Annotated in this window: 20 protein-coding genes; 9 read left to right on the top strand and 11 right to left on the bottom strand. The window is 69.6% G+C overall.

The window, feature by feature from the left end; translation table 11 throughout:
* Positions 1-27: 27 nt before the first annotated feature.
* A complete protein-coding gene (locus E0H92_RS31975; RefSeq protein ID WP_131498869.1) occupies positions 28-771 on the bottom strand; it encodes an SDR family oxidoreductase in 744 nt (247 codons plus the stop codon).
* Positions 772-784: 13 nt separating this feature from the next.
* A complete protein-coding gene (locus E0H92_RS31970; protein ID WP_238173685.1) occupies positions 785-1,576 on the bottom strand; it encodes a GNAT family N-acetyltransferase in 792 nt (263 codons plus the stop codon).
* 100 nt (positions 1,577-1,676) lie between these two features.
* Between E0H92_RS31970 and E0H92_RS31965 the strand changes: the two genes are divergently transcribed.
* Entirely contained in the window at positions 1,677-2,456 is a 780-nt protein-coding gene (locus tag E0H92_RS31965) for an ArsR/SmtB family transcription factor (protein ID WP_131498868.1), read from the top strand.
* Between the two features lie 8 nt (positions 2,457-2,464).
* Positions 2,465-3,754 carry a sulfatase family protein gene (locus tag E0H92_RS31960; RefSeq protein WP_131498867.1) on the top strand — a complete coding sequence of 430 codons (1,290 nt, stop codon included), beginning with the start codon at positions 2,465-2,467 and terminating at the stop codon, positions 3,752-3,754.
* On the opposite strand, the gene E0H92_RS31955 is transcribed toward E0H92_RS31960, so the two are convergent.
* The 3 genes from E0H92_RS31955 to E0H92_RS31945 form a co-directional block, all read right to left on the bottom strand.
* A complete protein-coding gene (locus E0H92_RS31955) occupies positions 3,751-5,877 on the bottom strand; it encodes a RecQ family ATP-dependent DNA helicase (RefSeq protein ID WP_131498866.1) in 2,127 nt (708 codons plus the stop codon). The genes E0H92_RS31960 and E0H92_RS31955 overlap by 4 nt on opposite strands.
* 64 nt (positions 5,878-5,941) lie before the next feature.
* The gene (gene soxR / locus E0H92_RS31950) at positions 5,942-6,421 is read right to left on the bottom strand and encodes a redox-sensitive transcriptional activator SoxR (protein WP_131498865.1); all 480 of its coding nucleotides are present in this window, start codon (positions 6,419-6,421) and stop codon (positions 5,942-5,944) included.
* A 46-nt stretch (positions 6,422-6,467) separates the two neighbouring features.
* Positions 6,468-7,742: an MFS transporter gene (locus E0H92_RS31945; protein ID WP_238173684.1), complete on the bottom strand. Its 1,275-nt coding sequence runs from the start codon at positions 7,740-7,742 to the stop codon at positions 6,468-6,470.
* Positions 7,743-7,812: 70 nt separating this feature from the next.
* Here E0H92_RS31945 and E0H92_RS31940 point away from each other — a divergent pair, with 70 nt between their 5' ends.
* Positions 7,813-8,793: a GlxA family transcriptional regulator gene (locus E0H92_RS31940; protein ID WP_131498864.1), complete on the top strand. Its 981-nt coding sequence runs from the start codon at positions 7,813-7,815 to the stop codon at positions 8,791-8,793.
* Here E0H92_RS31940 and E0H92_RS31935 read toward each other — a convergent pair.
* On the bottom strand, positions 8,790-9,914 hold the full coding sequence (locus E0H92_RS31935; RefSeq protein ID WP_131498863.1) for a M24 family metallopeptidase: 1,125 nt from the start codon (positions 9,912-9,914) through the stop codon (positions 8,790-8,792). The genes E0H92_RS31940 and E0H92_RS31935 overlap by 4 nt on opposite strands.
* A 76-nt stretch (positions 9,915-9,990) precedes the next feature.
* Here E0H92_RS31935 and E0H92_RS31930 point away from each other — a divergent pair, with 76 nt between their 5' ends.
* The 3 genes from E0H92_RS31930 to E0H92_RS31920 are packed head-to-tail and all read left to right on the top strand — an operon-like array spanning position 9,991 to position 13,305.
* Positions 9,991-10,767, top strand: a complete 777-nt coding sequence (locus E0H92_RS31930) for an alpha/beta fold hydrolase (RefSeq protein WP_131498862.1) — start codon at positions 9,991-9,993, stop codon at positions 10,765-10,767.
* A 28-nt stretch (positions 10,768-10,795) separates the two neighbouring features.
* Positions 10,796-11,674 carry an SDR family NAD(P)-dependent oxidoreductase gene (locus tag E0H92_RS31925; RefSeq protein ID WP_131498861.1) on the top strand — a complete coding sequence of 293 codons (879 nt, stop codon included), beginning with the start codon at positions 10,796-10,798 and terminating at the stop codon, positions 11,672-11,674.
* Entirely contained in the window at positions 11,671-13,305 is a 1,635-nt protein-coding gene (locus E0H92_RS31920; protein ID WP_238173683.1) for an AMP-binding protein, read from the top strand. Before E0H92_RS31925 ends, E0H92_RS31920 begins: the two co-directional genes overlap by 4 nt.
* Here E0H92_RS31920 and E0H92_RS31915 read toward each other — a convergent pair.
* Genes E0H92_RS31915 through E0H92_RS31895 form a run of 5 tightly spaced genes read right to left on the bottom strand, consistent with a single transcriptional unit; the run spans position 13,292 to position 17,500 of the window.
* Positions 13,292-13,930 carry a hypothetical protein gene (locus tag E0H92_RS31915; RefSeq protein ID WP_131498860.1) on the bottom strand — a complete coding sequence of 213 codons (639 nt, stop codon included), beginning with the start codon at positions 13,928-13,930 and terminating at the stop codon, positions 13,292-13,294. The genes E0H92_RS31920 and E0H92_RS31915 overlap by 14 nt on opposite strands.
* A gap of 6 nt (positions 13,931-13,936) precedes the next feature.
* Complete coding sequence (locus tag E0H92_RS31910; protein ID WP_131498859.1) at positions 13,937-14,719, bottom strand: LLM class flavin-dependent oxidoreductase; 783 nt, start codon at positions 14,717-14,719, stop codon at positions 13,937-13,939.
* Between the two features lie 27 nt (positions 14,720-14,746).
* Entirely contained in the window at positions 14,747-15,532 is a 786-nt protein-coding gene (locus tag E0H92_RS31905; protein WP_131498858.1) for a citryl-CoA lyase, read from the bottom strand.
* Entirely contained in the window at positions 15,529-16,740 is a 1,212-nt protein-coding gene (locus E0H92_RS31900) for a CaiB/BaiF CoA transferase family protein (protein WP_202873934.1), read from the bottom strand. The genes E0H92_RS31905 and E0H92_RS31900 overlap by 4 nt, the downstream gene beginning before the upstream one ends.
* Entirely contained in the window at positions 16,730-17,500 is a 771-nt protein-coding gene (locus E0H92_RS31895) for an IclR family transcriptional regulator (protein ID WP_131461440.1), read from the bottom strand. Before E0H92_RS31895 ends, E0H92_RS31900 begins: the two co-directional genes overlap by 11 nt.
* 106 nt (positions 17,501-17,606) lie before the next feature.
* Here E0H92_RS31895 and E0H92_RS31890 point away from each other — a divergent pair, with 106 nt between their 5' ends.
* The 3 genes from E0H92_RS31890 to E0H92_RS31880 are packed head-to-tail and all read left to right on the top strand — an operon-like array spanning position 17,607 to position 20,682.
* Positions 17,607-18,620, top strand: a complete 1,014-nt coding sequence (locus tag E0H92_RS31890; protein WP_131498857.1) for a Bug family tripartite tricarboxylate transporter substrate binding protein — start codon at positions 17,607-17,609, stop codon at positions 18,618-18,620.
* A complete protein-coding gene (locus tag E0H92_RS31885; protein ID WP_131498856.1) occupies positions 18,617-19,123 on the top strand; it encodes a tripartite tricarboxylate transporter TctB family protein in 507 nt (168 codons plus the stop codon). Before E0H92_RS31890 ends, E0H92_RS31885 begins: the two co-directional genes overlap by 4 nt.
* Entirely contained in the window at positions 19,120-20,682 is a 1,563-nt protein-coding gene (locus tag E0H92_RS31880) for a tripartite tricarboxylate transporter permease (RefSeq protein WP_131498855.1), read from the top strand. Before E0H92_RS31885 ends, E0H92_RS31880 begins: the two co-directional genes overlap by 4 nt.
* The last annotated feature ends 3 nt before the right edge of the window (positions 20,683-20,685 follow it).

Below are 20,685 nucleotides of genomic sequence, written 5' to 3'. Positions count from 1 at the left end.
AACGCGGATCCCGTGCACAAGGTGGTGCTAGCGGCCGCCCGAGACGTCGACCGTTGTGCCGGTCATGTACGAGGAGCGGGTTGAGGCCAGGAACGCGATGACCTCGGCTACCTCCTCCGGCTTGCCGGGACGGGCCAGCGGCGGGGTCGCGCCGAGGCGGTCCAGGCGGCCGGGCTCGTGGATGTCGGTCTGGATCAGACCCGGCCGGACGCCGAGGACCCGGACGCCTTCCTTCGCGACCTCGTTGGCCAGACCGGTCGTCAGCGCGTCGACCGCGGCTTTGCTCGCCGCGTAGTCGACGTACTCCCCCGCCGATCCGAGCACCGCCGCGCGCGAGGAGATGTTCACGATGACGCCACCATCACCGCCGTACGCCGTCGACATCCGGCGGACCGCCGCGCCCGCGACGAGGAACGCGCTGACCGTGTTGATCCGGAACACCCGGTCGAGCCGCTCGGCGCCGTACTCAGCGACCCGCCCGGCGGGCGAGACGACGCCGGCGTTGTTGATCACCGCGCCGATCGGGCCCAGCTCCGCGGCGACCGTCTCGAAGAGCCGCTCGATCTGCTCGGCCTCGGCGACGTCGGCCTGCACGGCGATCGCGCGGGCGCCGCGTTCCTCGCAGGCCTTCACGACCCGCGCGGCCTCGTCGGCCTGAGTCCGGTAGTTCACGGCGACGTCCCAGCCGTCCGCCGCGAGCGCGAGCGACGCGGCAGCGCCGATCCCGCGACTCCCACCGGTGACCAGTACAACCCCACGTCGTTCAGTCATGCGCACTACTTTGTCACGCGGGAGGCTTCGCGAATCCGAGCTGGGTCTCCGAGTCGGTGAATCCGAGCGAGCGATAGATCCGGATCGCGAGGTACTCCGGATCCGCGACCATCACCAGGGTCCGCGCACCGCCTTCGGTCAGCCCGTACGTCGAGGCGTGATGGACGAGCGTGGTGGCCAGGCCGCGACCACGATCCTCGGGCGACGTCTGCACGTCCTGGAACCGGGCCAGTCCCTTGCCGTCGAACATCAACCCGAGCGCGCTCTGCAGCCGATCTCCGTCGAACGCACCGAACCACTTCCCGTGACCGGCGTCGACAAGCTCGCGTTTCGCGGCCAGCCGGCGCCGGGTGAAGTCCTCGTACGCGGCGTCGACCGTCATCGTCGCGGTGGCGAGGCTCTGGTGGTACAGCTGCTCCCAGTCGTAGTCACTGCTCAGGAAGCGGTACGTCGAGTCCTTGTTGGGCCGCTGCGGTTGAAGGACGCGATCGGCCGTCATCACGACGCTGCTGTCGGCTGTGAGCCCGGCGGCGGTCAGTTCGTTCTCGGCCCCGAGCTTGCCGTCCACGGTATCGATGCCGATGGCAACGTGCTCCGCGTCCGGGAACTCGCGCCGGAAGTCGTCGAGCCGGAGCTTCGTGTCCCCGGGTGCGAACGGCGTGCGGTAGAGCAGGAAGTTCCCCCACCAGAAGCCCGGGTTGCCGGGCGTCCGCACGACGACGTACTCCCCCGTGTCGTACATGGTGCTGCCGCTCAGCTCCAGCAGCAACAGGTCGGTCCGATAGCCCAGGCTCACGATCTCCACGGCGACATCCTCACCCAGGGTGGTCCGGTTGACATGCAGCTAATTGGCTGCCTATGTTGGAAAGGCAGCCAAACGGCTGCATGAATGCGATCGGAGTGCGATGGACGACGAGGTGTTCCGGGCGCTCGCGGATCCCAGCCGGCGCCGGCTGCTCGACTTGCTGAACGCGCGCAACGGGCAGACGCTGCGCGAGCTGTGCGCCGAGCTGGACATGGCGCGGCAGTCCGTCAGCAAGCATCTCGCCGTGCTCGAGAGCGCCAACCTCGTCAGCACCGTCCGGCGCGGCCGGGAGAAGCTGCACCACCTGAACGCCGAGCCGATCAACGCCATCGCCGATCGCTGGATCCATCAGTACGACCGTCGGCGGGTGCAGTTCTTCGCCGACCTCAAGACGGCTTTGGAGGATGAGATGAACGACTTCGTGTACACGACCTACATCCGGACCACCCCCGAGCGGCTATGGCAGGCGCTGACCGACGCGGCGTTCACCGAGCAGTACTGGCAGCTCCACCACGAGACCGACTGGCAGCCCGGGTCCCCGATGGTGTGGCACCAGGGCGACGTCGCGATCTCGGGACCGGGGCAGGTGGTGCTCGAGCACACGCCGTACACGCGGCTGTCCTACGCCTGGCACCACATCACGCCCGAGTTCGCGAAGGCGGTCGGGTTCGACGAGGAGACGTACGAGAAGACGAGCCGAGAGCCGCTGTCGACGGCAACCTTCGAGCTGGAGCCCGTCGACGGCCAGGTGAAGCTGACCGTGATCCACAGCGGCTTCGAGCCGGACAGCACCATCCGAACCATGATCCAGGAGGGCTGGCCATCGCTGCTCGCGGACCTGAAATCCTTGCTGGAGACCTCAGTCGCCGCCGCGCAATAGGAGTCCCCGTGCCCCGTCCGAACATCGTGATCATCTACACCGACGACCTCGGCTGGGGCGACCTCGGCTGCTACGGCAGTCCTCACATCCGGACGCCGCATCTCGACGCGCTGGCCGATCGCGGCGTCCGGATGAGCGACTGGTACTCGAACTCGCCGGTCTGCTCGCCGTCCCGGGCCTCGCTGCTGACCGGCCGGCACCCGGCGCACGCCGGGGTCGAGTCGATCCTCGGCGCTCGCCGGGACACGCATGGCCTGCCGCAGCAGTCCACGCTCGCCTCGGCCCTGGCGGAGGCCGGCTGGCGGACCGCGATCTTCGGCAAGTGGCACCTCGGCGTCGAGCCCGGGTCGGCACCGCTGCGGCACGGTTTCCAGCACCACTTGGGCTTCCGCGCCGGCTGTGTCGACTACTACTCCCACATCATGTACTGGGGTGTCCGGTACCCGATCCACGACCTCTGGTCCGACGACACCGAGATCTGGAACAACGGCGACTACCTGACCGACCTGATCACCGACCGGGCCGTCGGCTTCATCGAAGACACCACCGAGCCGTTCCTGTGCTACGTCGCCTACAACGCACCGCACTACCCGATGCATGCGCCGGCCGACGCGATGGCGCGGTACGCGGACCTGCCGTGGGACCAGCAGGTGATGGCGGCGATGATCAGCCGTGTCGACGACGGCGTCGGGCGGATCGTCGAGGCGCTGGAGCGGACCGGGCGGCTCGACGACACGATCATCTTCTTCTCGTCGGACAACGGGCCGTCGGCGGAGGAACGCAACTGGCTCGGCGGCGAGGAGATCGCGTACGCCGGCGGTTCGACCGGCGGACTGCGCGGGCACAAGGGATCGGTCTTCGAGGGCGGTATCCGGGTGCCCGGCATCTGGTCGTGGCCGGCCGGACTGCCCGCGGGCCGGACGTGTGACGAGCCGTCGATGATGATGGACGTCGCGCCGACGATCCTCGCTGCGGCCGGTCTCGCACCGGACGCGGATCTCGACGGAGAAGACCTGCTGCCGGTGCTGTCCCACGGGCGGACCGATCCGGAGCGGGTGCTGTCGTGGGAGTACGAGGGTCAGCTCGCGGTGCGCCGCGGTCGCTGGAAGCTCGTCGCCGATCCTTCCGAACGGCTCGGGGCACCACGAGCTGCGGGCCGGATGTTGTTCGACCTCGCCGCCGATCCGCACGAGACCACCGACCTGGCCGCGCGGGAGCCCGAGGTCCTGGCCGACCTCGCGAAGCAGCTCGAGGCCTGGTCGGAAACGCTCGACGGCTGGCGACGGTCGCGGGTCTAGGGGCGCTTGTGGATCACCAGTGGGAGGACTGCGGCGGCGCCTGCTTCCCGAAGCTTGGCGGCCGCCACGGTGACGGGCCACTGGGATGAGGTTGCGTCGACGAGCAGCAGGACGGTGCGTTCCGTGACGGCCTGTGCTGTGGCGCCGTCCACCTGGAGGCCGTCGCGCCAGACCTTCGCCTCCTCGGCCGACGACAGGTCGTCGGTGTAACCCGTCCGATCGACGGTCAACTCCGCGCGCTCCAACCGGCCGACCCCGGCCACGTGATCGGCAACCGCCGACGTGAGCTCCCGATAACCCCCGGCAGCAAGCGGTACGACGACATCGGGCCGAGCCGACCACGATCCACGCCAGCGGGACAGCGCCGCGACAGCACCGGCCTGCAACGCCTCGACCGCATCAGACGCGGGCGAACTGCTGAACGCACCCTGCAACACCTCGCGCCACTCGGGCGCATCGGCGTACACGATGATGAGGCCCGGCTCGGCGGAGAGCGCGGGCGGGATCTTCCCGCGGGCGCCGAACGCACCGCCCGGCCACATCTTCCGGGTCTCCAGGACGTGCACCTCACCGCGCAGCGATCGGGTGATCGTCGCGACGGTCTCCGGGTCGGGCCGCTCCACCAACGGCTCCGGCAGTGCACCCAAACACACCGAGCAGCGACCGCACGGCTCCGCCGACGGATCGTCCAGCGACTCCTGGAGAAGTTGCATCAGACAACGATCGCCGCGGGTGTACGCGCGCATGATGTCGGCCTCGCGCCGACGGACCGACACGATGCCGTCGTAGTGCGCCGCGTCAAAGGTCCACTCGGCGCCGGTCCGGATCCACCCGCGCTCGACCCGCTCGACGGCGCCGTCCACCGCGAGTTGCTTCAGCATCAGCTCGACCCTGGTCCGGCGCAGTCCGGTCTCGGCCTCCAGCCCCGGCACCGTCGCTGGCTGATCTGGCCCGTAGCCCTCCAGCGCGCGGAGCAAACGCTGCACGTTCTCGGGCACCGGGATCGTCGCGGTCGCGAAGTAGTCCCACACGCCCGCGTCCGCGTCGGACGGCAGCAACGCCACCACCGCGTGATCGATGCCGCGGCCGGCACGACCGACCTGCTGGTAGTACGAGACGGGAGAGGGCGGCGACCCGACATGAACGACGAACCCGAGGTCAGGTTTGTCGTACCCCATCCCGAGCGCGGACGTCGCGATCAGCGCCTTCAACTGGTTCGCGCGCAGCGCGTCCTCGAGCCGCTCCCGCTCCCCCGCCTCCAGCTGACCTGTGTACGCCGCTACCGGTACGTCGCTCCCGTGGACCTCCTGGACCACCGCGGCGAGGCGTTGCGCGTCGGCCACCGTCAACGCGTACACGATCCCCGATCCGGGAAGGGTCGGCAGCACGTCGACGACCCACGCGAACCGGTCCAGCGGCGACAGCGCGTCCACCACCGCGAGCTGCAGACTCGATCGCGCCAGCGGACCACGCAGCACCAGCGTCGATGCGCCGAGCTGCTTCGCGACGTCCTCGGTCACGCGCGAATTGGCGGTCGCTGTCGTCGCGAGCACCGGCGTCTTCGGGTTCAACTGCTGCAGGACTTCGGACACCCGGCGATAGTCCGGGCGGAAGTCGTGACCCCAGTCCGACACGGCATGCGCTTCGTCGATCACCAGCAGCCCGATCTCCCCGGCCAGACTGTCCAGCACCCGCCGCCCGAAGCCCGGGTTCGCCAGCCGCTCCGGCGACACCAGCAGCACGTCGACCGCACCCGAGCGCAGGTCGTGCTCGATGCTCGACCACTCGTCGATGTTGTTCGAGTTCAGCGTCGCGGCGCGCAGCCCCGCACGGCTCGCCGCGGCGACCTGGTCACGCATCAACGAGAGCAGCGGTGAGACCACGAGCGTCGGCCCGAAACCCTCGGCCCGCCGGATCGCCGTCGCGGCCCAGTAGACCGCGGACTTCCCCCAGCCGGTCGCCTGCACCACGAGCACCCGCGCCGCCGCCTCGCACAACGCGGCGACCGCGGTCTCCTGATCCGTCCGCAGCCGCGCCTCGTCGCCCGCGATCGCCCGGATCAGGTCACCCGCGACCTTCGCCCGGTCGTCGGTCAGCGTCAGCATCGCCTCGGTGTCACCCATACCGAAGACCCTAGACGCCGCCACCCCCAGTCCGCTCGGTCCGGCCCGGGCCCTGTGGATAACGTCAGGCGCACTTGCCCGGGTGGCAGGGTTCGCCTTCGGTGCTCATCAGGCGGCGCGGGCCTGGCCCTTGTGCGGCGAGGGCGTCGTACGGGTTGGCCAGGGCACAGCGGTCGAGCGAGAGACAGCCGCAACCGACACAGTCCTTGAAGTCGTCGCGGAGCTGTTCGAGGTGCACGATGCGACGGTCCAGTTCGGCCTGCCAGCACTCCGAGATGCGCTCCCAGTCGGCGCGCGTCGGCGTACGGTTCTCCGGCAGCAGTTTGAGGATCGCGGCCACCTCCGCCAGCGGTACGCCGACCCGCTGCGCGATCCTGACCAACGCGACCCGCCGCAACGTGTCCCTCTTGTAGCGCCGCTGGTTCCCCGACGTACGGCGACTGAGGATCAGCCCCTGCCGCTCGTAGAAGTGCAGAGCCGAGATCGCCACGCCGCTGCGCTGCGACAGCTGCCCGACCGTCAACTCACCCGGCTCGATGTCCATCGCTCATCCCTCCAACCTCAACTTATGTCGAGGCTAGCGGATGGAATCAGGCGGTGACGAGGCGGCGTCCGATGCTCGCGGACATCAAGGCGGCGGCCGCGCAGAGCCCGCCGGCCAGGTACCACGCCAGGTTGTAACTGCCCTGCGCGTCCCGGATCGCACCGGCGCCGGTCGCGGCCAGCGCGGCACCGACCTGGTGCGACGCGAACACCCAACCGAAGACGATCGGCCCGTCCTCGCCGAACCACTCGCGGCACAGCGCCACCGTCGGCGGCACGGTCGCCACCCAGTCCAGCCCGTAGAAGATGATGAACACCCAGGTGCTCGGCGCTGCGGTCGGTCCGAGCAGCGACGGCAGCACCAGCAGGGACAGGCCGCGCAGCGAGTAGTAGGCGATCAGCAGGTACCGCGGGTCCCACCGGTCGGTCAGGTACCCGGACAGGATCGTCCCGCCCACGTCGAACACACCTACTAGCGCGAGGAGCGACGCGGCAGTCGTGACCGGCATGCCGTGGTCGTGTGCCGCTGTCACGAAGTGCGTGCCGATCAGACCGTTCGTCGACGCGCCGCAGATCGCGAAACCACCCGCCAGCATCCAGAACGCCGGCCGTCGCGCCGCCATCCGCAGGGCATTCAGCGCGCGCATGGCACTGCTACCGGTAGTTTCCACCCGCTGCCCCGCAGTACTGCCCTCCGGAGCGCCGTACGCACGCAAGCCGACATCACTCGGGTAGTCCCGCAGGAAGAACAGCACCAGCGGTACGACGGCCAGCGCCGCACCAGCTGCTACGAGCGCAGGGACCCGCCAGCCGTAGTTCGAGGCCAGCGACGCGATCAGCGGCAGGAAGATCAGCTGCCCGGTCGCACCGGCCGCTGTGAGGATCCCGGTCACCAGACCGCGGCGGTGGACGAACCAGCGCCCGGTGATCGTCGCCACGAAGGTCATGGACATCGACCCGGTGCCGACGCCGACCAGGAGACCCCAGCAGAGCAGCAGCTGCCAGGAGGCGGTCATGAAGACGGTCAGGCCGCTGCCGAGCGCGATCAGGACCAGTGCGCCACTGACCACCTTGCGCAGTCCGAGCCGATCCATCAGGGCGGCCGCGAACGGCGAGATCCCGCCGAAGAGCAGCAGGTTGATCGAGACCGCCGCCGAGATCGTCGCGTGCGACCACCCGAACTCCTCGTGCAGCGGATCGAGCAGCACACTCGGCACCGACCGGAACCCGGCCGCACCGATCAGCGTCACGAACCCGACCGCGGCGACCGCCCAGGCCAGGTGCACCCGGGGGGCCTTCTTCGTCTCCAGAATCTGCGTCACCGGACCAGAGTGACGGTTCGACCGTCATCGAACTAGTGGCCAGACAGACAACATGTGTCAAGATATGGCCATGCGTCGTCATCTGGCCGCCGTCGGCCCGCACGTGGTCGCCGTGCTCGCGCTCGAGCCGGTCGTCGGGTTCGACCTGACCATCCCGCCGACCGTCCTCGGCGCCGCCACCAAGGCCGACGGCACCAAGTTGTACGACGTCCGGATCTGCGGACTCGGCGGACCGGTGCGGGCGGGCGCCGGCTTCAACCTGATCCCCGATCACGGCCCCGAGGCGCTCGCCGAAGCGGACACGGTGATCGTCCCGGGCACCTACATCCCCCAGCCGCGGTACGACGGCACGCTGCCCGACGACCTCGCCGCCGCGCTCGCCACGATCCGGCCAGGTACGCGCATCGCCTCGATCTGCACCGGCGCGTTCGTCCTCGGCGCGGCCGGCTACCTGGACGGGCGGCCCGCGACGACGCACTGGCGGCGGGCGGAGCTGTTCCGCAGCGTGTATCCGCAGGTGAAGCTCGACGAGGACAAGCTGTTCATCGACGACGGCGACGTACTCACCTCAGCCGGCCTGGCCGCGGGCGTCGACCTTTGCCTGCACCTGATCCGCCGCGACTTCGGCAGCGAGGTCGCCAACCGGGCCGCCCGGCATTGCGTCGTACCGCCGTGGCGTGACGGCGGGCAGTCGCAGTTCATCGAGCGCGCCGTACCCGAGGAAGGCAGTGAAGGTACGTCGCCGACGCGGGCCTGGGCGCTCGAACGACTCGGTGACGACATCAGCCTCGCGGCGATGGCGGAGCATGCGCGGATGAGCGTGCGCACCTTCAGCCGACGCTTCAAGGCCGAGACCGGCCAGTCCCCCGGCACCTGGCTCCTGCAGCAGCGCGTACGCCACGCCTGCCAACTCCTCGAAACCACCGACCTGTCCGTCGACCGAGTCGCTGACGAGGCCGGCCTCGGTACGGCGGCCTCCCTGCGACACCACCTACGATCCGAGCTGGGCGTCTCCCCACTCGCCTACCGCAAGACCTTCCGGGCAGGCTAGATCAGAACCACCAGATCATGCGGCTGGTTGTTCATCGACTCGACGCCGTCCGCGGTCACCACGACGATGTCCTCGATCCGTGCACCCCAGCGGCCGGCCTGGTAGATACCCGGCTCGATGCTGAACGCCATCCCTTCCTCCAGCCGCAGGTCGTTGCCCGCGACGATGTACGGCTCCTCATGGACGTCCAGCCCGATCCCGTGGCCAGTCCGGTGGATGAAGTAGTCGCCGAAGCCCGCCGCCGTGATGACGTCCCGCGCGGCGGCGTCGATCGACTCCGCGGTCGCCCCGGGCCGGACAGCATCCACCGCGGCCTGCTGAGCCTCCTGCAGTACGGTGTACGTCGCGGCGACGTCAGCGTCCCGCGGGTTGCCGACGGCGTACGTGCGGGTCGAGTCGGAGTTGTAGCCCTCGGCCACCGGACCGCCGATGTCGACGACCACGACGTCGCCCGTCTCGATCACCCGGTCGGACAGGGCGTGGTGCGGGCTCGCGCCGTTCGGGCCGCTGCCGACGATCACGAAGTCCGCCTCGGTGTGGCCTTCCTCGACCAGCGCGGCCGCGATGTCGGCACCGACCTCCGCCTCGGTCCGGCCGGGACGCAGCCACTCGCCGACGCGGGCGTGCACACGGTCGATCGCGGCACCCGCCTTCCGCAGCGCGGCGATCTCCGCCGCGTCCTTCCGCATCCGCAACTCGCGCACGATCGGCCCGGCCAGCACCTGCTCCGCCTTCGGCACTGCGTCCCGGATCCCGAAGACGTGCAGCGCCGGCGTGAAGTCGCTGACCGCGACCCGCTCGGCGCCGCCCAGCCGCTCGGCCGCGAGGTCGTACGGGTCGACGCCGTCCACCCACGTGAGGACCTCGACCCCGAGCTCCTCCAGCCCGTCGAAACCTGGCGCTTCGAGCTTCGGCACGACGAGCGCCGGGGCGCCGTCGGCCGGGATCACCAGGGCCGTCAGGCGTTCGAACGAACCGCCCGGCTGACCGATCAGATAGCGCAGGTCCGAGCCGGGCGCGATCACCAGACCGGTACCGGCCGCGGCCTCGCGGGCGCGGTCCAGGCGGGCGCGCAGGACGGCGGCATCATGGACGGGAGGGAGTGCTGAGCGACGGGCCATGCTCAGACTCTAAAACTGTCGGAACGGCTTGCTACAACTGGGTTTCGCTCCAACCCTGCTCGGCGAAAGGCATTCCATGGCACTGCACTTCGTGTCCCACGGCGACGGCGTACCCGTTCTCGCACTGCACGGCTGGACGCCGGACCACCGGCTCATGGCCGGCTGTCTCGAACCGGTCTTCAGCCAGCTGCCCGGCTACCGCCGTCTCTACCCCGACCTGCCCGGGATGGGGCAGAGCCCGGCCGGCGACATCGACAGCTCCGACGGCATCATGGCGGCGCTGCGAGCGTTCATCGACGAGCAGATCGGCGACGAGCCGTTCCTGCTGATCGGCGAGTCGTACGGCGGATACCTGGCCCGCGGGCTGGTGGCGGAGCGGCCGTCGCAGATCCGCGGTCTCGCCATGATCTGCCCGACCGGTCAGCTCTGGCACAAGGACCGCAAGCTGCCCGAGCACGTCGTACTGCGGACCGAGCCCGGCGTGCTCGAATCGCTCGAGGAGGGCGAGGACTTCACCGATCTCGCCGTCGTGCAGACAGCCGCCGCGCTGGCGGCGTACCGCTCGGATGTCGCGCCCGGTCTCGCGATCGCCGACACGGCCGCGATGGATCGGATCCAGAAGAACTGGGCGCTCACGACGGCACCGGAGAGCGGCCTGCCGTACGACGGACCGTCCCTCATCATGTGCGGACGGCAGGACGCCGTGACCGGGTACGAGGACCTGTACGAACTGCTCCCCCACTACCCGCGCGCCACCTACGCCGTCCTCGACATCGCCGGCCACAACCTCCAACTCGAACAACCCACCCTGTTCGGCGCCTTGATCCGCGAATGGCTGCAACGCCTGCCATAGACGGCTACCAGCGGGTAATGTCGGGCGCATGGTGACTCGGAAGCGTCCTCTCGGGTGGTCGTTGCTCGTCGCGTTGACGAACGGGCGGGCCGGGGTCTCCGACGAGCGGCTGGCGGCGGCCGTTCGGGGCAAGGTGGTTCTGGTGACTGGGTCGTCGTACGGGATCGGCGAGGCGACCGCGCGTCGGCTGGCCGCTGCCGGGGCGACGGTGCTGCTGGTGGCGAGGACGGCGGACCAGTTGCAGCTCGTGGCGGACGACATCCGGTCGCGCGGCGGGACGGCGTACGTCTATCCGGCGAACCTGGCGGATCCGGCGGCGGTCGAGGAACTGGTGCGGACGGTGCTGGCCGAGCACGAGCGGGTCGACGTACTCGTGAACAACGCGGGCAAGTCGATCCGGCGGTCGATCGCGGACACCTACCAGCGGTTCCATGACATCGAGCGGACCAACGCGGTGAACTACCTCGGGCCGGCCAAGCTCGTGCTCGAACTGCTGCCGTCGATGCGCGAGCACGGGTCCGGTCACATCGTGAACGTGTCGACAGCCGGTGTCCGTACGCCGCCGATGGCGCGCTGGTCGGCGTACCTGGCGTCGAAGAGCGCGTTCGACGTGTGGCTGCGGTGCGTGGCGCAGGAGGTCCGCGGCGACGGCGTGACGGCGTCGACGGTCTACATGGGCCTGGTGCACACGCGGATGAGTGAGCCGACGCCGCTGCTGAACAAGATGCCCGGGCTCACGCCGGAGCAGGCGGCCGACCAGGTGTGTACGGCGGTGGCGGAGCGGCCGCACAACATCACGCCGCCGTTCGTCCGGCCGGCCGATGCCCTCGGCAACCTGTTGCGGGTGCCGACGGATCGGATGCTCGAGCAGTACTTCCGGCGTACGGGAGGCGGGAAGAAGCGATGAGGACGATCCGCCCGATCGGGCCGCTGCGACCGCCGGAGTGGCTGGTGCGGAGCGCGGCCGAGGTTGGCGGGTTGTCGGTCGCACTGGTCAAGTCCGGCGTGTGGAAGTCGGCCGGGCCGGCCCAGCTCGTGCGGATCGAGCGGGCGCTGCGCACCTGGGGTCAGTCGATGGCGGCGCTCGGGGTGATCGCCGCGATACGGTACCCGGAGCGTGCGGCTGTGATCACCGGCGACGACGAGATCACGTACGCGGAGCTGGATCGTCGGTGCGAGCGGATCGCGGCCGGGATGCACGCCGACTACGGAATCGTTGCCGGCAGCAAGGTCGCGGTCCTGTGCCGGAACCACCGCGGCTTCCTGGAGGCGACCCTCGCCGCGTCCCGGGTCGGAGCCGACGTCCTGTTCGTGAACACCGAGTTCGCACCACCACAACTCCAAGCGGTCCTCGAACGCAACCGCCCAGACCTCCTCATCCACGACCCAGAATTCACCCCACCCCCAGGTATCCCGACGATCCGGTCCACCCCCGCAGAATCGGTTGGTGAAGTTCGTAGTTTGGATGGGCTGGCTGGGACTGTGGCGTCGGCGGCGCCAGTGCCTGGGGCCGCTGGGCACATCACGATCTTGACCTCGGGGACTACCGGGACGCCCAAGGCGGCGCCTCGGGTGCCGACGGCTGCGGGGCTGGCGGGGCTGACGGGGAGTGCGCTGAGCCGGTTCGGGTTGCGGGCGGGTGAGCCGATGGTGGTGTGTCCGCCGCTGTTCCACGGGCTCGGGCTGCTCACCTCGATGCTCGCGTTGTTCCTCGGTTCACCGCTCGTCCTGCGACCGCGGTTCGACCCCACCACGTTGCTCGCCGACGTCGAAGTAACCCGAGCGGGCGCGATCGTCGCCGTACCGGTGATGCTGCGCCGGCTGCTCGACCTCGGTCCGTCGGTGATCGCGGAGTACGACCTGCGCTCGCTGCGGGCCGTCATCTCGGGCGCCTCCCAGCTCGGCGCGCCGCTGGCCGACCGGTTCATCGAGCGCTTCGGACCGGTGCTGTGCGACGCGTACGGATCGAGCGAGGTCGGCATCGCCACGATCGCGACCTCCGCCGACCTGCTCGCCGCACCCGGGACGGTCGGGCGGCCGTGCCTCGGCAGCACCATCCGGATCCTCGACGACCACGATCGCCTTGCGCCGACCGGCACGACCGGACGGATCTTCGCGGGCGGCGGGCTGGTGTTCGGCGGGTACTCCGATGGTTCGAGCAAGACCGTCGTCGACGGCCGGATGAGCACCGGCGACCTCGGCCACCTCGACTCCGCCGGCCGCCTGTTCGTCGACGGGCGCGAGGACGACATGATCGTGTCCGGCGGCGAGAACGTGTACCCGGTCGAGATCGAGCAGTGCCTCGCCGCACACCCCGCGGTCGCCGAGGCCGTCGTCGCCGGAGTCCCGGACGACGAGTTCGGTCAGCGGCTCATCGCGTACGTCGTCCTTCACTCGCCGGCCACCGAGGACGAGCTGCTGACGCACGTGAAGGCGAATCTCGCGCGGTACAAGACGCCGAGGCAGATCGTCGTACTGGACGAGTTCCCGCGCAACGCGACCGGCAAGGTCCTGCGCGGCAAGCTCAGCCCACCGTAGACCACAAGGGGTCGTCGTCGGCGAGCCCGGAGACGAGCCGCATGACTCCGCCCAGCTGGCCGATAAAGCAGGCCGTGCCCAGCAGGCCCCACAGGATCGAGGCGAGCAGCAGCATCGCCTCCTGGGTGACGGAGTACCCGATCATGCTCAGCCCGAAGATCCCGATCAGGCCGGACAGGGTCGCGGTCAGGACACGCACGAACACGACCGGCTTGAACAGCACGGCCCGCGGCGCAAGCCAGCCGGCGAACCCGCGGCTGGGGACGGCGACAGCTCTGAGCCCGAGCCACCAACGGAGGGCCCGCGCCAGCCGACGCCCGGACCGGTGGAGCCGCCACAGCACGACCCCGCAGACCGCGAGCGCCGCCACCGCCACCGCCACCACAAGAATGCCGACGACCACGAACCCAGCACCGTCGAGAACAAGCAGCATGCCGAGCGTCCCAGCCGTCCCCGCCGCGAAGAACGCGACGACGAAAGCGCCGAGCCCGAGCCACCACCGCGACCAGCGCATCAGGTCATCGCACAACAACTGCGAAGCCCACACAGCGTCGCCGGACTGCCCGGTCTCCGACTCCGCTCCCGCAACCCACTCCTCGGACTTGTCCAGCATCCACACCGTCACGTGAACTCAGCCCGCCGTGAACAGCTCGCGGAACCGCGTCATGCGATCCAGCGCGGTCTGCTCGTCACCGAACGACACCGCCAGCGTCTCCGCTCCTGCGCCGACAAGTTCATGCGCTGCGGCGACAATTGGATCCGGATCACCGGTGGACCAGTCGAGTCGCGTCCCGACCTTGATCGGCCGGTCGCCGAAGGACCTCAGCCGCGCGACCGCCGCCGCGAACCCGGCCCCATCGAGACCGAGCCCCTGCCACTCGTCGCCGTACCGCGCGGCGCGGCGTAAGGCGGGCACCGTCGTGCCGCCGATCATGAGCGGGAGCGGTGCCCGGAGCTTCGGCTCGAACACCCCGCCGCGATCCCGGCCCTCGAACAGATCACGGATGATCGCCAGCGACTCGTCCGTACGGCGGCCGCGCTCCTCGAACACGGACCCGACCGCGGCGAGCTCAGCCTTCGCCCAGCCCGCGCCGATCCCCAGTACGACGCGCTCGCCGGACAGGCGGTGCAGCGTCGCCGCCTGCTTCGCGACCACATACGGGCTGCGCATCGGGAGCACGAGCACCGAGGTGCCGAACCGGATGCGGCTCGTGCGCGCCGCCAGGTACCCGATCGTGACGAGAGGTTCGTACACACCGCCGTACGTCGAACCGAACTCGCCCGGCGGGAGGAGGTGGTCGGGCAACCAGGCCGTGCCGTACCCCAGGTCCTCCGCGGCGATCGCCAGCTCGACCAGTCGCTCGGGCGGCATCGTCGCCGACTCGTCCGGGAGAACCACCTGCAGTTCGACCATGCGACCGACCCTAACTGGCTGAGGTGGTCAGAGTGAGCGGGGTGGGTGGCCGGTGTAGGTGGGGATGACGGACTTCGGGAGTGGGCCTTTGATGCGGGTCGGTTCTTGTTGCTGTTCGCGGGCGTGGGCGAGGAGACCTACGGAGCGGGACAGGACGAAGAGGCCGCGGGCGAGTTCGGCGGGGAGGCCGAGCTCGGCGTAGATGATCGCGGTGGCGCCGTCGACGTTCATCGGGATCGGGGCGAGGGCCGATTCCAGGGCGAGGGCGACTTCCAGGTGCCGGCCGGTGATGGTGCCGTCGGCAACTGCTTGCTGGGCGGCGGCGACGAGCGGGTCGCGGCGTGGATCGTGCGGGTGGAAGCGGTGCCCGAAGCCTGGGACGTACGCCTTGCGTTCTTTGTACGACGCAACGAGCTGCCGGGTGGCGGTTTCCGGGTCGGTGCCGGCGTCGACCGTGCTCCGGAGGTCGTACAGGAGCTGGACACATTGCTGGCCGGCGCCGCCGTGGATGTCGCCCAGCAGATTCACGCCGGTGGCGATCGCGTTGTTGAGCGCCAGACCACAGGACGCGGCCATCCGGGCGGCGGCGATCGAGGGTGCCTGCGGGCCGTGGTCGACCGCGGCGACCAGCGTCTGCTCCAGCAGTCGCGACTCCCCCGGCGTCGGCAACTCACCACGGACCATCAGCCAGATCATCTGCGGAAACGTGACCCCGCCGATCAGCTGCTCCACCGGATACCCGTGAAACCGGATCACCCCAGGCTGGATATCCGAGATCCCCGTACTCCACCAGTCAGCCAACTCACTGCTCATACTGCCCCTTCCGCGCGGAGGGTGCCGATCTCGGCCGGGGTATAGCCGAGTTCGGTGAGGATGTCGTCCGTGTGCTCACCCAGCCTCGGCGGGCGGACAGACGGTCCGACTGAGGCACCATCGACGTGGACGCTACTGCCAAGGACCCGGAGTTCGCGGTCGCGGCCGTCGGGCATGTCGACCGTGTGGAGGAGTTGGCGGTCGGCCAGCTGCGGCAGCGAGAGCGTTTGCTCGACAGTCAGCACCGGAGCCACCGGTACGCCGGAACTCGCGAGCAACTCGTCCCAGTACGCGGCGGACTTCTGCGTCAGCGTCTTCTCGAGTTCGTCCGTCAACTCGGTCCGGTGTGCTTTGCGGGACTCGCGGGTTGTGAAGCGGTGGTCGGTGATCAACTCCGGGCGGTCCAACGCCGTGCACAGTTCGACGTACTGCTCCTGCTTGTTGGCCGCGATGTTCAGCGCCCCGTCCGCGGTCCGGAACGTGCCGGACGGCGCCGAGGTCGCGTTCTCGTTGCCCATGGCACCGGGCTTGCGGCCCCCGACCAGGTAGTCCGAGACGACCCATCCCATCGCGGCGACCGCGGTCTCCAGCATCGACACGTCGAGGAAGCTTCCGGCGCCGGTGCGGGCCCGTTTCACCAGCGCCGCGGAGATCGCGAACGCCGCCGCGTACCCGCCGAGCGTGTCCGCGATCGGGAACCCGGTCCGGATCGGCGCGGTGTCCGCGGTTCCCGTGACGCTCATGATCCCGGACAGTCCCTGGATGATCTGGTCGTACGCCGGTCGTCCGCGCATCGGCCCGGTCTGGCCGAACCCCGAGACCGCGCAGTAGACCAGCCCCGGATTCAGCGACCGCAGTACGTCGACCGGGAACCCGAGCCGCTCGAGTACGCCCGGCCGGAAGTTCTCCAGCAGCACGTCCGCCTCGCGGACCAGCCGCTCGAAGACCTCGCGGCCGGCGGCGCTCTTCAGGTTGAGTGTGAGCGAGCGCTTCCCCGAGTTCTGGGCGAGGAACGAGATGCCGAGCCCGTCCTTGGACAGGTCCGGGTCGCCGCCGAGGTTCCGCGCGAGATCACCCGAGCCGGGCACCTCGACCTTGATCACCTCGGCCCCCATCAGCGCCAGCTGATACCCCGCGAACGGCCCCGCGAGCACATTCGTCAGATCAAGCACCCGCACCCCGGCCAGCAGATCAGCGTCAGGAGGCACTGAACCCGCTCCAGCCGGTTCGCAGGATGGTTTCGGCGCAGCGGCGTACGGCGGTGATGTACGGCGGCAACCGGTCGTCGCTGAACCGGGTCGTCGGCCCGCCGATCGCGATCGCCGCGACGACCCGCCCGTCGGTACGCCGTACCGGGGCCGCGACCCCCGACGCGCCGAGCTCACGCTCACCGTGGCTGACCGCGAACCCGCGCGCCGCCGCATCCGTCACGGCCGCCCGCAGCTTCTTCGCGAACCCGGGCTGCCGCGGCGCCTCCAGCGCGAGCTCCTCGATCAGCGACGGATCGACCTCGAGCACCGGCGGATCCGTGAGCAGCACCTTCGACGCGGCCCCGCCCCACAGCGGCATCGACGAACCGACGACCACCATGTGCCGGACGCTCAACGTGCCGGGCGCCTGCGCGAGACAGACCCGGGTCCGGCCGACGCGGATGTACAGGTTTGCGGTCTCGCCCGTGTCGGCCGACAGCTTGCCCATCGCCGCGCGGACCGCCGGCGGGATCTCCATCGTCGCGCTGCTCAGCCGGGACCAGCGCAGGAACCCCGGACCGATCGCGTACTTGCCCGGGCCGATTGCCGCGACCAGACCGCGCTGCTCGAGCGTGGTCACGAGCCGGAGCACCGTCGTCTTCGGCAGCCCGCTCGCCGCCGTCAGCGCCGCCAGCGACCAGGTCGGATGCTCGTCGTCGAACCGCTCGAGCAGGTCCAGCGCCCGGTGCACACTCCGTACTCCGTCACCTTCACTCATGGCCCGACGATAACCCGGCGTGCCACCCAACGGAATCTCTGTACCTCCTGGTGGAATGCTGCTACGGTCGCCGACAGTTCCCCTCGCCCTCAGGAGGTAACTGCTCATGTCGCGACCCCGCACGGTGCTGGTCGCCGCGGGTCTGGCCGTCAGCCTGCTGGTCAGCGGGTGTTCGGCCCTGGAGAAGACGCTCGACGGCGGCAGCGTCGCCGGCGACTTCCCGAGCCGCAACGTCGAGATCATGGTCCCCGCAGCGCCTGGTGGCGGTTGGGACCTGACCGCCCGGCAGTTCCAGCACGTGGTCCAGGAGAAGAAGCTGCTCGGCGAGCGAGCGGTCTCCGTGGTCAACGTGACCGGCGCCGGCGGCGCGGTCGGCATCTCCAAGCTGGTCACGAAGAACCGCAAGGACCCGCACACGCTGATGATCACCGGCCTGGTCATGGTCGGCGCCCTGACCCTGAACCAGTCCCAGATCACGGTCTCGGACACCACGCCGATCGCGACGCTGACCGCTGAGCAGGAGGTGCTGGTGGTGAAGTCGGACTCGCCGCTGAAGTCCCTCAAGGACCTCGTCGAGATGTACGAGGCCGACCCGTCGAAGGTGAGCTGGGGCGGCGGCACGATCGGCGGCACCGACCACATCACCGCCGGCACGCTGGTGAAGGCGGCCGGCGCGGACCCGTCGAAGGTGAAGTACATCAGCTACTCCGGCGGCGGTGAGGCGACGGCGGCGATCCTGTCCGGCGACGTCACGGTCGGCATCTCTGGGCTGAGCGAGTTCGAGGAGCAGATCACCGCCGGGAAGATGCGCGTCCTGGCCACCTCCGGCACCGAGCCGGCGACGCTCAACGGCAAGCAGCTCCCGACGATGAAGTCCGAGGGGTACGACGCGGAGGTGCAGAACTGGCGCGCGATCGTCGCACCGCCCGACGTACCGGCCGCGGACCGGCAACGGCTGATCGACTTCGTGACGAAGGTGAACCAGTCCCCGGAATGGGCGGAGATCCGGAAGAAGAACGGCTGGACCGACTTCTTCAAGACGGGTGACGACGCCACCAGGTTCATCGCCGAGGAGACCACCCGCGTCCAGGCGTTGGAGAAGGAGCTGGGGATCCTGTGAGCACCACGGAAGAATCAGTGGAAACCGTCAAGGCGTCGGAGGTCGAGGTCGAGGCGTCGCGGCTGGCGCGGATCATCGCCGCCCTCGTGCTGATCGTGCTGAGTACGACGTTCCTGATCGGCGTCTTCGACATCCGGAGCCCGAAGGGCCTGGACCCGGCAGGACCGCGCTTCTTCCCGCTGCTCGTGACCGTCGCTTGGCTGGTCCTCTCCATCGCCTATCTGGTGGAGGGTTTGCGGGCGCCCAGGACTGCGCGCGAGAGCGGGCGGACCTGGTTCGAACCGGTGGCCGTGTCCGCGTTGCTGGTGCTGTACGCGCTGCTCGTGGTGCCGCTCGGGTATGTGATCGCGACCGCGCTGCTGTTCTTCGCGGCGGCCCGGGTGCTCGGTAGCCGGCAGACGGTACGGGACGCGATCGTGGCCGTCGTACTGACGGTCGTCGTCTACATCGCGTTCACGCAGTTCCTGGACATCTCGTTGCCGGGAGGGGTGCTGGGCCTGTGATCGGCTTGAGTGTTTTCGGCGACCTGCTGCACGGTTTCGGGACGGTGCTCGACCCGATGAACCTTCTGTGGGCGATCCTCGGCGTGACGCTCGGCATGCTCGTCGGCATCCTGCCCGGGATCGGCCCGGCGCTGACGATCGCGCTGCTGCTGCCGATCACGTTCAACTTCTCCGACCCGATCGGCGCGTTCATCCTGTTCGCCGGGATCTACTACGGCGCGATGTACGGCGGTTCGACCACCTCGATCCTGATCAACACCCCCGGTGAGTCGGCTTCGGTGGCGACCGCGATCGAGGGCCACAAGATGGCGCTGAAGGGCCGCGCCCGGACGGCGCTGGCGACCGCGGCGATCGGGTCGTTCGTGGCCGGGACGATCTCGACCGTGCTGCTGACGTTCGTCGCGAAGCCGATCGGGAGCCTGGCGAGCCACTTCCAGGCGACCGACTACTTCGCGATCACACTGCTCGCGATGGTCGCGGTGACCGCGCTCGTCGGGCACTCGCTGGTCCGCGGACTGCTGTCGCTGGTGGTCGGGCTGTTCATCGGGCTGATCGGTCTGGACAGCCTGTCCGGCGCACCGCGGTACACGTTCGGCACACTGCGGCTGCTGGACGGGATCGACGTGGTGATCGTGATCGTCGGGTTGTTCGCGATCGGCGAGACCTTGCACGTGGCCTCGAAGCTACGGTCCACGCCGGAGCGTCCCGCCGTACTGGAGAAGGGCCGGCTGCGGACCGGGTACCTGAACAAGTCGGACTGGGGCCGGTCGTGGAAGCCGTGGCTGCGGGGCACCGCGCTCGGGTTCCCGTTCGGCGCGATCCCGTCCGGCGGCGCCGAGGTACCGACGTTCCTGTCGTACTCGATCGAGCGGCGGCAGGCGCGCAAGAAGGGCCGCGACGAGTTCGGCGACGGCGCGATCGAAGGTGTGGCCGGACCGGAGGCGGCGAACAACGCGTCGTTCTCGGGCGTCCTCGTACCCCTGCTGACCCTCGGCCTGCCGACGTCGGCGACGGCCGCGGTGATGCTCGCGGCGTTCCAGATCTTCAACGTGCAGCCGGGGCCGCAGCTGTTCGAGGACCAGAGCACCCTGGTCTGGACGCTGATCGCGTCGCTGTACATCGGCAACCTGATCCTGCTGATCATGAACCTGCCGCTGATCCAGATCTGGGTCCAGGTCCTGACGGTCCCCCGGCCGTTGCTGTACGCCGGAATTCTGGTCTTCGCGTGCCTCGGGGTGTACTCGCTGTCCGGCTCCGGGTACGAGGTGCTGATGGCGCTCGTGATCGGTGTGGCCGGGTTCTTCATGCGGAAACTCGACTTCCCGATCGCGCCGGTGATCCTCGGCGTGATCCTCGGGCCGACGATGGAGGAACAGTTCCGCCGGGCGCTGGTGATCTCGAACGGCGACGCGAGTGTGTTCGTGACCCGTCCGCTGAGCGCGGTGATCATCGTGCTGACGGTGCTCGCGCTGTTCGTGCCGTACCTGCCCCGGATCGTCGCGCGGATCCGCGGTACCCAGCCCACCCGCGACCGGCTGTCCTTCGGCGAGGACGATTGATGG

Source organism: Kribbella speibonae (assembly GCF_004331375.1).
In the GTDB taxonomy this organism is placed as follows: domain Bacteria; phylum Actinomycetota; class Actinomycetes; order Propionibacteriales; family Kribbellaceae; genus Kribbella; species Kribbella sindirgiensis.
This window is presented reverse-complemented; position numbering and strand designations above follow the sequence as displayed.